The following is an 11,906-nucleotide window of genomic DNA, read 5'->3' on the forward strand; positions in this document are numbered from 1 at the left end:
CACCGTTCGCCCCGGTAGAGGGCCGATCCTCATAGCAATACGCAAGCCGGCGACACAGGTACCACGCAAGCCGGCGACACAGGTACCGGGAGCCACCCCCACCCGGCAGGCGGCTACGCCGTCCCGCTGATCCGCGGCAACGAGGTCACGGACGTGTGGGGCGCCGTGGCCTGCGGCTGCTCCGCTGCGGGCTTCGCGTGCGAGGCGGTCGCGCGGACGGACCGCAGACGGCGGCTGACGGCCTCGTCGAGGGTCACCGGCCGCTGCATCTGCGCGGCGAGCCGCCCGGCCTCCTGGCCGAGCCGGGCGACGTCCTCCCACGGGAGCCGCACCACCAGGGAGAGCTCCGCCTCGCCGTCCGGCAGGGCATGCATCGCGGGGAATGCCTGGGGGGTGATTCTGTCGTTCATCGCCTGGTCCTCACGTCGGTTGCCCAGGGATACGCAGCCGCGCCCGGCGGCGTTCACCGATTCACCCGACGCCTCACGGGCAGTACTCCTGTGTGGTCATCCCCGTCCATGACGTGAATCCGGTACGCCGCACCCCCTGGGTGACGTACGCGTTGATCGCCGCGAACGTCCTGGTCTTCCTGGCCACGCCCGGCACGGCCGGTTCCGTGTCCGGCGGCGGCGACCTCGCGCAGCTGTGCCATCTGCAGGCGTTCATGGATCACTACGCGGCGGTGCCCAGAGAGCTGATCCAGCATCAGCTGCCGCGGCTGGTCCCGACCGGCGCGGTGGGCGTCGGCCCACAGGGACCGGGCTGCGTGGTGGCCCCGCCGGCCTACGACAAGTCGCCGCCGCTGTCGGTCTTCACGGCGATGTTCGTGCACGGCGGCTGGCTCCACCTGCTGGGCAACATGCTGTTCCTGCTGATCTTCGGCAACAACGTCGAGGACCGGATGGGCCACGTCCGGTACGTCCTCTTCTACGTCGTCTGCGGCTACGCGGCCGGGTACGGCTTCGCACTGCTCAACGCCTCCTCGGCCGAGCCGCTGATCGGCGCGTCCGGGGCGATCGCCGGTGTCCTCGGCGCCTACCTGGTGCTGTATCCGAGGGCCAGGGTCTGGGTCCTCGTCCCGTTCCTGGTCTTCCTGCCGCTCAGGCTGCCGGCCTGGCTGGTGCTGGGCTTCTGGTTCGTACTCCAGGCGGTGTACTCGTCCGGGCTCGGCGTCTCCGGCACCGGAACGGTGGCGTACTCGGCGCACATCGTCGGCTTCGTCGTCGGCCTGCTGTGCGCGCTGCCGCTGCGGCCGGGCACCCCACCGCCGCCGGAGCCGCCCCGGCTGCTGTTCGGCAGGCAGGCCCGGCCCCGGCAGACATGGTGAGTCAGCGGGCGGTACGGGTGTGCACGTACTCCGCGAGCCGGGTCAGCGCGTCCGGGTCGGTGTCGGGCGGCACGCCGTGGCCGAGGTTGAAGACATGGCCCTCCAGCCCGGCCGCCGCGTCGAGCACCTCGCGGGTCTTCGCCTGGACGGCCTCCTCGCCGGCGAAGAGGACCGTGGGGTCGAGGTTGCCCTGGAGCGCCTTGCCGGGGCCGACGCGGCGGGCGGCCTCGTCGAGCGGGACGCGCCAGTCGACGCCGACGACGTCCGCGCCGGCCTCGCCCATGAGCTTCAGCAGTTCGCCGGTGCCGACGCCGAAGTGGATCCTTGGGACGCCGTGGTCGGCGACGGCGCGGAGCACCTTGGCGGAGGCGGGCAGCACGGAGCGCCGGTAGTCGGCGGGGGCCAGCGCGCCGGCCCAGGAGTCGAACAGCTGGACCGCGGAGGCGCCCGCCTCGATCTGCACCTTCAAGAAGGCGGCCGTGATGTCCGCGAGGCGGTCGAGCAGGTCGGCCCACAGCTCGGGGTCGCCGTACATCATCGCCTTCGCGTTCTGGTAGGTCCGGGACGGGCCGCCCTCGACGAGATAGCTCGCCAGGGTGAACGGGGCGCCGGCGAAGCCGATGAGCGGGGTCGGCCCGAGTTCGCGGGTGAGCAGGCCGATGGCCTCGGTGACGTAGGGGACGTCCTCGGGGGTGAGGGCGCGCAGCCGGTCGAGGTCGGCACGGGTGCGGACGGGGCGCTCGACGACGGGGCCGACGCCGGGCTTGATGTCGAGGTCGACACCGATGGCCTTGAGCGGGACGACGATGTCGCTGTAGAAGACCGCCGCGTCCACATTGTGCCGGCGCACCGGCTGGAGTGTGATCTCGGTGACCAGTTCGGGGCGAGTGCAGGACTCCAGCATCGGGATGCCCTCGCGCACCTTGCGGTACTCGGGCAGGGAGCGGCCGGCCTGGCGCATGAACCACACGGGGGTGTGCGGTACGGGTTCGCGTCGGCACGCCTTGAGGAAGGCGCTGTCGTACGTGGCGGTCGGCTGCTGGCCCGTGGGGCTTGCGTTGGCACTCACGTCGGCAAGTCTCGCACGGCCCCGAACCCGGTCGGGCCAGGCCCTCGACCGGAGACGGCGGCGCCCTGGGGTGCGGCGTTTAGGTGGTGTCTCTCCCTGCGCGGGGCGCCCGTTCCCCTTACTCTTCCCCGCATGGCTGCGGCTCAGGGACGACTGTCGGACGGCGCTGGTGGGATGGACGAGGCGAAGGGGGCCAGGGAGGCGGACCGGCACATGGACAGTTCGGCTCCGCCACCCTTCCGGGCCGCGGTCGAGGCGCTGCGGACCGCGCGGCCGCGGCCGCAGATCGAGGTGGAGACGACGCCCGCGCCCCAGCGGCTCGCCCCCTACGCGCACGCTCTGGAGGCGGTGGTCGTCGACGGTGACCAGGATCTGGCCGACGGCCGGCTGATCCTGCTGCACGAACCGGCCGGGCACGACGCCTGGCACGGCACCTTCCGGCTGGTGACGCTGGTGCGCGCGGAGCTGGAGCCCGAGATGGCGGCCGACCCGTTGCTGCCGGAGGTGTGCTGGTCGTGGCTGACCGGCGCGCTCCAGGCGCGCGGGCTCTCGTACGGCGAGCCGAGCGGCACCGTGACCCGCGCGGGCTCGCACTACTTCGGCGGGCTGTCCGCGCGCCCGCCCGCCTCGCAGATCGAGATCCGGGCCTCCTGGACGCCCCGGGAGGGGCTGGGCGGGGTGCCGGACACGGCGGCCCATCTGGCCGCCTGGTGCGATCTGCTGGCCCAGGTCGCGGGGTTGCCGCCGGCCGCTCCGGGCGACGCGTCGGTGGTCACTCTGCCGCAGCGCAGGGACCCGCAGTCCCGCTGACCGCCCGGCCACCGGACGATCATCATGTCGTTGACCATCTCTTTGTCGATACGGCCACTTTCAGTCCTCGAAGCGAACCCGCTCGAACCGACTCGATCTTCGGCTGATCGATCGCGTGTCCGAATTGCTCGGATTGTTCTCACCAGATCGTGATCATTCTCTAAAGGCGAACGGGTTTGGTGCCGAAGACGACTGTGACCTTGAAAGCACGGTTCGTCCTGGCTTCATCCCCCCACGAGCCGGCCCCGTCCCGCCCCCCAGGAGGCCTGGTGTCCGTTCTCCTTGAGCAACCCGCAAGCCTGGTCGCCTACCGCCCGAACAAGCCGACCGCCATGGTGGTCGTGGCCGACCCGCGCGTCCGCTCCACCGTCACCCGCCATCTGTGGGCGCTCGGTGTGCGCGATGTCATCGAGGCCTCGTCCGTCGCGGAGGCTCGTCCCCGCATCGGCAACCCCCGCGACATCTGCGTCGCCGACGTCCATCTGCCGGACGGTTCCGGCCTGACCCTGCTGTCCGAGACCCGAGCCGCGGGCTGGCCCAACGGCCTGGCACTGTCCGCCGCCGACGACATCGGGGCCGTGCGCAACGCCCTGGCCGGCGGGGTCAAGGGCTATGTCGTCACCGGCACCCGGACCAACATCGGACTCCCCGCCCGACCCGGCGCCGCCCCCATCGGCTCGGCCGCCGCCCGTATGCACCGCCGCCCCCCGGGCGCCCCGAGCCACCCGGGAGGTTATCGCGAACTGTCCGGCCGCGAGGTCGAGGTACTGCGCCTGGTCGCCGAGGGCCAGTCGAACAAGGCCATCGGCGTCTCGATGGGCCTTTCCGCACTGACCGTCAAGAGCCATCTCGCCCGCATCGCCCGCAAGTTGGGCACCGGTGACCGGGCCGGCATGGTCGCCGTGGCCCTGCGCACCGGCATCATCCACTGAGCCCGCCGACGATCATGTCCCCCACGTTTCGGCAACCTGACTGATTTCTGACTGGTTTACGACCCCACGGCGCCCGTCGACGGAACGTTCCGTCGACGGGCGCCTTCGATCCACGGATACCCTTGACAGGTGACCGACGCCCAAGAGACCGCAGCAGACATGCCACTGCGCACCACCGGAGCGACCCCTGCGGACCACGGCGGATCTTCTGCGGCGGAGGCGCCGATCCCTTTGCTCGAACCACGTGAGGGCATTCCGCCCGTGATCGCCGACGAGTCCGCGCTGGCCGAGACCGTCGCCGCCTTCGCCGCGGGCTCCGGCCCCGTCGCCGTCGACGCCGAGCGCGCCTCCGGCTACCGCTACGGCCAGCGGGCCTATCTGGTGCAGCTGCGCCGCGCGGGCGCGGGGACCGCGCTGATCGACCCGGTGGCCTGCCCCGACCTGTCCGGTCTCGGCGAGGCGCTGGCCGGCGTCGAGTGGGTGCTGCACGCTGCCACCCAGGACCTGCCGTGCCTGCGCGAGATAGGCATGGTGCCCGGCCGGCTCTTCGACACGGAACTGGCGGGACGGCTCGCCGGGTTCCCGCGGGTCGGGCTCGGCGCGATGGTCGAGGGCGTCCTCGGCTTCGTCCTGGAGAAGGGCCACTCGGCCGTCGACTGGTCGACCCGGCCGCTGCCCGAGCCGTGGCTGCGGTACGCCGCGCTGGACGTGGAGCTCCTCGTCGACCTGCGCGACGCGCTGGAGAAGGAACTGGACCGGCAGGGCAAACTGGACTGGGCCCAGCAGGAGTTCGACGCGATCGCCTCGGCCCCGCCGCCCGAGCCCCGCAAGGACCCCTGGCGGCGCACGTCCGGTATGCACAAGGTGCGGCGGCGGCGCCAGCTCGCCGTGGTGCGCGAGCTGTGGCAGACCCGGGACCAGATCGCACAGCGCCGGGACGTGTCGCCGGGCAAGGTGCTCAGCGACGCGGCCATCGTGGAGACGGCGCTCGCCCTGCCGGGCACCGTACACGCCCTCGCGGCGCTGAACGGATTCGGCCATCGGACCGGGCGGCGCCAGCTGGAGCAGTGGCTGGCCGCGGTGGAGCGGGCCAGGGCACTGCCCGAGGCCGCGCTGCCGCAGCCGGGACAGCAGGTCACCGGGCCGCCCCCGCCGCGGGCCTGGGCCGACAAGGACCCGGCCGCCGCCGCCCGGCTGTCCGCGGCCCGCGCCGCCGTCTCGGCGCTGGCCGAGCGGCTCGCCCTGCCGCAGGAGAACCTGATCACGCCGGACACGGTGCGACGGCTGTGCTGGGAGCCGCCGAAGCCCGCCGGCGCCGACGCCGTGGCCGCGGCCCTCGCCGGGTACGGGGCGAGACCGTGGCAGATCGAGCAGGTGACCCCCGCGCTCGTGACCGCGCTCTCGGCCCGGGCGAAGGCCGACCAGGCCCCCTCCTAGTACCACATAGGCCGCGTACTACAGAGGCGGACGCGGCCCTGTCGCGATGCACCGGGCGGGAGCGGCTCATCCCGGTCGCTCTCCGGGGAAGCCGCCCAGTCGGCCGCCGTAGGGGCTGCGCACGCGGAACAGGAACGTCGAAATCGCGCCAAGATCCTTGAACGGCATGAAGAGGAAGTCAGGGTACGCACCCCGTGCCACCCCGGTGCTCACTCCCCGGGGTGGCACGGCGCCGCCGATGGTGTGACCTTCAACGCTGTCGCCTGCGGGACTGGGCAGTCACGTTACTGATAAGTAGCATGGGTACTGAGCGCGCGCTCAGCGCTGCGCGGCAGTGCCATCCCGCACCCTGGAGGAGAGCCATCGTGCCTCGTACCGTCAGGGATGTCGTCTTCGTCGACGGCGTCCGCACCCCGTTCGGCAAGGCGGGTCCGAAGGGCATCTACCACGAGACCCGCGCCGACGACCTCGTCGTGAAGGCGATCCGGGAACTGCTGCGCCGCAACCCCGGTCTGGACCCGGAGCAGATCGACGAGGTCGCCGTCGCCGCGACCACGCAGATCGGCGACCAGGGCCTGACCCTGGGCCGCACGGCCGGCATCCTCGCCGGTCTCCCCCAGTCCGTCCCGGGCTATTCGATCGACCGGATGTGCGCCGGCGCGCTGACCGCCGTCACGACCACCGCCGGTTCGATCGCCTTCGGCGCGTACGACGCCGTCATCGCCGGCGGTGTGGAGCACATGGGCCGCCACCCGATGGGCGAGGGCGTGGACCCGAACCCGCGCTTCGTGAGCGAGAAGCTGGTCGACGAGTCCGCCCTGTTCATGGGCATGACCGCGGAGAACCTGCACGACCGCTTCCCGCACCTGACCAGGCTGCGCGCCGACGAGTACGCGGTGCGTTCGCAGGAGAAGGCCGCCAAGGCGTACGCCAACGGAAAGATCCAGCGGGATCTGGTGCCGATCTCGGTGCGCCGCACCGACCCCGAGGCGGGCGAGACCGGCTGGGGTCTGGTCACCGCCGACGAGCCGATGCGCCCGGGGACCACGCTGGAGAACCTGGCGAACCTGAAGACGCCGTTCCGGGTGCACGGCCGGGTCACCGCGGGCAACGCGGCCGGTCTCAACGACGGTGCCACCGCCTCGATCATCGCCGCCGAGGACTTCGCCCGCGAGCACGACCTGCCGGTCGCGATGCGTCTGGTCTCCTACGCCTTCACCGGAGTCGAGCCCGAGGTCATGGGCTACGGCCCGATCCCGGCCACCGAGAAGGCCCTCGCCAAGGCGGGCCTGTCCATCTCCGACATCGGCCTGTTCGAGATCAACGAGGCGTTCGCCGTCCAGGTCCTGGCCTTCCTCGACCACTACGGCATCGCGGACGACGACGAGCGCGTCAACCAGTACGGCGGCGCCATCGCCTTCGGCCACCCGCTGGCCGCCTCCGGCGTCCGGCTGATGACGCAGCTGGCCCGCCAGTTCGAGGAGCAGCCGAGCGTCCGCTACGGCCTGACCACCATGTGCGTCGGCTTCGGCATGGGCGCCACCGTCGTCTGGGAGAACCCGCGCTTCGAGGGGGACAAGTGAGCACCACCACGGATCTGTTGAAGGGTGCGGCCGAGCTGTTCCCCGGCGAGGTCGTCACGCAGGCGCACGTACGCCACCTCGATCTGCCGTTCGGCGCCGGTCGCTTCGCGCTGATCACGCTGGACAACGGCCTCGACCACACCAAGCCGACCACCTTCGGCCCGGCCTCGCTGGCGAACCTGAACACCGCGATCGACCAGGTCGAGGCGGAGGCCGCGGCGGGCGGGATCGTCGGCGCGGGCGTCACCGGCAAGCCGTTCGTCTTCGCGGTCGGCGCCGACCTCAAGGGCGTCGAACTGCTGACGAACCACGAGGACGCGCTCGCCATCGGCAAGGGTGGCCACGAGGTCTTCAAACGCCTCGCCCGCCTCGCGGTGCCGACCTTCGCCTACTACAACGGTGCCGCCATGGGCGGCGGTGTCGAGGTCGGCCTGCACTGCTCCTACCGCACGGTGTCCAAGGCCATCCCCGCCTTCTCGCTGCCCGAGGTGTTCCTGGGCCTGGTGCCGGGCTGGGGCGGCTGCACCCTGCTGCCGAACCTGATCGGCGCCGACAAGGCGGTCTCGGTCATCATCGAGAACAGCCTCAACCAGAACAGGCAGCTCAAGGGCGAGCAGGTCTTCGACCTGGGCATCGCCGACGCGATCTTCGAGGGCGCCGACTTCCTGGAGCGGTCGCTTCTCTGGACGGCCCAGGTGATCAAGGGCGACATCGCGGTCGAGCGCCCGGTGATCGACCGCGGCGAGGCATGGGACCAGGCCGTCGCCAGGGGCCGCTTCATCGCCGACGGCAAGGTGCACGGCGCGGCGCCTGCCGCCTACCGCGCCCTCGACATCATCGCCGCGGCGAAGAACGGCGAGCTGCAACAGGGTTACGACGCCGAGGACCAGGCCCTCGCCGACCTGATCATGGGCGGCGAACTGCGCGCCGGTCTCTACGCGTTCAACCTGGTGCAGAAGCGCGGCAAGCGCCCGGTGGGCGCCCCCGACAAGAACCTGGCCCGTCCGGTCACCAAGGTCGGTGTCGTGGGCGCCGGTCTGATGGCCTCGCAGCTCGCCCTGCTCTTCCTGCGCCGTCTCGAAGTGCCCGTCGTCCTCACGGACATCGACCAGGAGCGGGTCGACAAGGGTGTGGGCTACGTCCACGGCGAGATCGACAAGCTGCTCGGCAAGGGCCGCATCGGCCAGGACCGGGCCAACCGGCTCAAGGCGCTGGTCACCGGCGTCCTGGACAAGGCCGAGGGTTTCGCGGACGCCGACTTCGTCATCGAGGCGGTGTTCGAGGAGATCGGCGTCAAGCAGCAGGTGTTCGCGGAGGTCGAGGCGGTCGCCCCGGAGCACGCGATCCTCGCCACCAACACCTCCTCGCTCTCCGTGACAGAGATGGCGTCGAAGCTGAAGCACCCCGAACGGGTCGTCGGGTTCCACTTCTTCAACCCGGTCGCGGTCCTCCCGCTGCTGGAGATCGTGCGCGGCGAGCAGACGGACGACGCGTCGCTGGCGACCGCGTTCGCCGTGGCCAAGAAGCTGAAGAAGACCGCGGTCCTGGTGAAGGACGCCCCGGCGTTCGTCGTCAACCGCATCCTCACCCGCTTCATGGGCGAGATCCAGAACGTCATCGACGAGGGCACGCCGGTCGAGGTCGCGGAGAAGGCGGTGGAACCCCTGGGCCTGCCGATGTCGCCGCTGGTCCTCCTGGAGCTGGTCGGCCCGGCGATCGGCCTGCATGTGTCGGAGACCCTCAACCGGGCGTTCCCGGACCGCTTCACGGTCTCCCCGAACCTCGCGGCCGTCGTCAAGGCCGGCAAGCGCGGCTTCTACGTCTACGACAGCGGCAAGCCGGAGCTGGACCCCGAGGTCGCCGCGCTCCTGAAGCAGGGCGACGTCGTGCTGACCGAGGAGCAGGTGCGGGCGCGGGTGCTGGACGCGGTGGCGCAGGAGATCGGGCTCATGCTCGACGAGGGCGTCGTCGCCGCGGCCCAGGACATCGACCTCTGCCTCATCACGGGCGCCGGCTGGCCCTTCCACCTGGGCGGCATCACCCCGTACCTGGACCGCGAGGGCGTCTCCGAGCGCGTCACCGGCAAGCGGTTCCTGGCGCCGGGCGTGGCCGACGTCCCGGCATAGCAGCACACCGACCGTTCCGGGTGCCCGCGCTCCCCTCGGCGGGGGGCGCGGGCACCCGTCGTAGTCCCTCGCCGTCGCCTGCGAACTTCAGCCTGGTGGAGAGCTGGTGGTGGAAATCGCGGCGTGCGTCAGCAACTCTGGCGCGGGCGACCTTGAGGCGGGCCTTGGCGCGGTTCTTTGATCCCTTCTGCTTGCGGGACAACTCCTGCTGGGCCCTCTTCAGCTTCTTCTCCGCGCGCCGCAGGAAGCGCGGGGAGTCGATCTTCTCGCCGGTGGACAGGACCGCGAAGTGGGTCAGGCCGAGATCGATGCCGATGGTGCGGTCGCTCTCCGGCATCCGTGTCCGGTCGGCGGCGGGGTCGGTGTCGATGCCGAAGGAGGCGCAATACCTGCCGGCCGCGTCCTTGACAACCGTGACAGAGGTGGGGGCGGTGGGCAGCGTGCGGGACCACTTCACCTTCACCACGCCCATCTTCGGCAGGTTCAGACGGCCGCTGCCGGTGATGTTCCAGCGGGCGTTGGCGGTGAAACGGACCGACTGCCGGGCGTCCTTACGTGACTTGAAGCGGGGCGGGCCCGGCCCCGGGCCCTTGCGCGCCCCTTTGAGGGAGGCGAAGAAATTGCGGTAGGCGGCCTCGGCATCGCGCAGGGACTGCTGGAGGACAACCGCGGAGACCTCGCCCAGCCAGCACCGCCCGACTGTCCGTTTCGCCTCCGTGATCAGGCGGGTGGACAGCTGTCCGGCCGTCGGAAACGGCAGCCCGGCCCTCCGAGCGTCCTCGCGGGCACGCACGGCGTCGTTGAACACGACCCGGGCGCACCCGAACGCCCTGGCCGGCGCGGCCTGCTGAGCGGCATCGGGGTACAGCCTGAAGGCATACCGGAGCTGCATGACGATCACACCAGGCAAATCGAACCCACGCCGCCACCGGGAACACGCGAGCGACCTGTCACCGTCACGAAGCAGGATCCGGCTCCGCCGGAACGCCACCGCGACGCCCCGCGACGCGACCACAAAGAATCGCTTCACCCCCGGCCTGAAGGCCGGAGCACCGCGAATGAATCCCGGTAGCCGAAAGTGCCCATGATGGCGCCGGATGCGGTGAGGGACATGTCGGCGGCGCGGGCGATTCCGAAATCGATGATGCGCGGTCCGTCGGGGCCGAGCAGGACGTTGCCGGGCTTCAGGTCCCGGTGGACGACGTCAGCACTGTGAATCGCCGCGAGGGCCGTGGCGACACCGGTCGCGAGGCGCAGCAGGGCGTCGGCGGTGAGGGGGCCATGCTGCCGTACCTCGGCGGCAAGCGTGGGGCCCGGAACATACTCGCTGACGATGAACGGAATACCGTCGAGCGCATCCGGCACATCGCCGGGCCCGCCCTGTCCATCGCCCGGTCTCCAGTCCTCCGGCCGCTCATGCCCGCGCCACGGACTCGGCCCGTTTTCGTACCCGGCCACAGACACGTCCAGGATGCGGGCCGTACAGAACGAGGCTACGCGGCGAGCCGCTTCCGCCTCCCGCCAGAAGCGGCCTCGCTCGGCCGGCTCGGCCCCCTGATGCAGCGTCTTGAGCGCGCCCCGGGCGCCACCCGCGTCATACGCCTCGTACACCACGCCCTGCCCGCCGACACCGAGCCTCGCGGCCAGCCAGTACCCGCCCAGCCGCTCGGGATCCTCTGCCGTTAGTGGAGTCGCCAACCCGCTTTCCCCCAAAGGTAGTTGACTCGCGCCCACGGTGGCGCACCGTCGATGCCACGGGGCGCTGCCGGGGACAACGACTCGGTGGCTCGACCTGCGGGGGCCAGCCGTTCCGGTCACCCGCGCGGGGAAGATCGCCCGCCTCTTCCAGCAGCCACGGCACCCGTCGGTGTGCGGTCCGGATACCGGGCGACGCGGTCCGGGTGGTGCCGGTGCGGGAGTGCGGAGCCCGGTCGCCGCAGTGGTCCGCCTGACCGGCCGGGCACGGTGCAGGGCCACTCCGCCGCCCGCGTTGCCCGGCGCCGTCATCGAACCCACCGGCGCCCGGCGGGCCGACGGCACCGCCACGCGCACCGGCCGAGCCGGGTCGCGGCGCACGGCACCGGCGGGGTGCACGGCGCGCACGGGCCTCGGAAGCCGTGGGACGCTGGCGATATGGACGTGGAGTCTTTGGTGCTCGTGGTCGTCGACGGGGCGAACGTGATCGGGTCGGTGCCCGACGGGTGGTGGCGGGACCGGAAGGGTGCCGCCGAGCGGCTGCGGGACCGGCTGGCCGCCGACGGGCTGCCCGGCCGTCCCACCCCCGTGGAGATCGTGCTCGTAGTCGAGGGCGCTGCGCGCGACGTGGAGTCCGTGCCGGGGGTGCGGGTGGAACCGGCGCCCGGCTGCGGCGACGACCGCATTGTCGAACTGGTCGCCGGGCATCCGCACCGGCCCCGCCTGGTCATCACGGCCGACCGTGAACTACGCCGCAGAGTAACCGAGTTGGGCGCGGAGGTGGCGGGACCACGCACGGCACTGAGGTGAGCGGACCACCCACCACGGGCGGACGGACCACCGTGAGCAACCCGCCAGCCGTGCGCGGACAGGCCACCATGAATAGCCCGCCCACCGTGCGCGGACGGGCCACCATGAGCAACCCGC

At 71.7% G+C, this 11,906-nt stretch carries 10 protein-coding genes and 1 pseudogene; 7 read left to right on the forward strand and 4 right to left on the reverse strand.

What is annotated here, in order from left to right; genetic code table 11:
• Positions 1 to 113 precede the first annotated feature (113 nt).
• Positions 114 to 410: a hypothetical protein gene (locus ACWEKM_RS09290; RefSeq protein ID WP_451620538.1), complete on the reverse strand. Its 297-nt coding sequence runs from the start codon at positions 408 to 410 to the stop codon at positions 114 to 116.
• Positions 411 to 502: 92 nt separating this feature from the next.
• Between ACWEKM_RS09290 and ACWEKM_RS09295 the strand changes: the two genes are divergently transcribed.
• A complete protein-coding gene (locus ACWEKM_RS09295) occupies positions 503 to 1,327 on the forward strand; it encodes a rhomboid family intramembrane serine protease (RefSeq protein ID WP_451620539.1) in 825 nt (274 codons plus the stop codon).
• 1 nt (position 1,328) lies between these two features.
• On the opposite strand, the gene hemE is transcribed toward ACWEKM_RS09295, so the two are convergent.
• Positions 1,329 to 2,396: a uroporphyrinogen decarboxylase gene (hemE, locus tag ACWEKM_RS09300; protein ID WP_451620540.1), complete on the reverse strand. Its 1,068-nt coding sequence runs from the start codon at positions 2,394 to 2,396 to the stop codon at positions 1,329 to 1,331.
• A 132-nt stretch (positions 2,397 to 2,528) separates the two neighbouring features.
• On the opposite strand from hemE, the gene ACWEKM_RS09305 reads away from it, so the two are divergent.
• From ACWEKM_RS09305 to ACWEKM_RS09325, 5 genes are all read left to right on the forward strand, one after another.
• Complete coding sequence (locus ACWEKM_RS09305; protein ID WP_451620541.1) at positions 2,529 to 3,206, forward strand: DUF3000 domain-containing protein; 678 nt, start codon at positions 2,529 to 2,531, stop codon at positions 3,204 to 3,206.
• Positions 3,207 to 3,475: 269 nt separating this feature from the next.
• Positions 3,476 to 4,138, forward strand: a complete 663-nt coding sequence (locus ACWEKM_RS09310) for a LuxR C-terminal-related transcriptional regulator (protein ID WP_451620542.1) — start codon at positions 3,476 to 3,478, stop codon at positions 4,136 to 4,138.
• 129 nt (positions 4,139 to 4,267) lie between these two features.
• Complete coding sequence (locus ACWEKM_RS09315) at positions 4,268 to 5,575, forward strand: HRDC domain-containing protein (protein ID WP_451620543.1); 1,308 nt, start codon at positions 4,268 to 4,270, stop codon at positions 5,573 to 5,575.
• Between the two features lie 365 nt (positions 5,576 to 5,940).
• The gene (locus tag ACWEKM_RS09320) at positions 5,941 to 7,158 is read left to right on the forward strand and encodes a thiolase family protein (protein WP_451620544.1); all 1,218 of its coding nucleotides are present in this window, start codon (positions 5,941 to 5,943) and stop codon (positions 7,156 to 7,158) included.
• Positions 7,155 to 9,284 (forward strand): 3-hydroxyacyl-CoA dehydrogenase NAD-binding domain-containing protein, encoded by a 2,130-nt coding sequence (locus ACWEKM_RS09325; RefSeq protein ID WP_451620545.1) that lies wholly within the window; start codon positions 7,155 to 7,157, stop codon positions 9,282 to 9,284. The genes ACWEKM_RS09320 and ACWEKM_RS09325 overlap by 4 nt, the downstream gene beginning before the upstream one ends.
• 88 nt (positions 9,285 to 9,372) lie before the next feature.
• Here ACWEKM_RS09325 and ACWEKM_RS09330 read toward each other — a convergent pair.
• A pseudogene (locus tag ACWEKM_RS09330) lies at positions 9,373 to 10,176 on the reverse strand (RNA-guided endonuclease InsQ/TnpB family protein); the annotation flags it as partial.
• 134 nt (positions 10,177 to 10,310) lie between these two features.
• Positions 10,311 to 11,018 carry a serine/threonine-protein kinase gene (locus ACWEKM_RS09335; RefSeq protein ID WP_451620546.1) on the reverse strand — a complete coding sequence of 236 codons (708 nt, stop codon included), beginning with the start codon at positions 11,016 to 11,018 and terminating at the stop codon, positions 10,311 to 10,313.
• Positions 11,019 to 11,417: 399 nt separating this feature from the next.
• Between ACWEKM_RS09335 and ACWEKM_RS09340 the strand changes: the two genes are divergently transcribed.
• Positions 11,418 to 11,789, forward strand: coding sequence for an NTP pyrophosphohydrolase (locus tag ACWEKM_RS09340; RefSeq protein ID WP_451620547.1), 372 nt, complete (start codon positions 11,418 to 11,420; stop codon positions 11,787 to 11,789).
• The last annotated feature ends 117 nt before the right edge of the window (positions 11,790 to 11,906 follow it).

This window comes from Streptomyces sp. NPDC004752 (genome assembly GCF_053601275.1).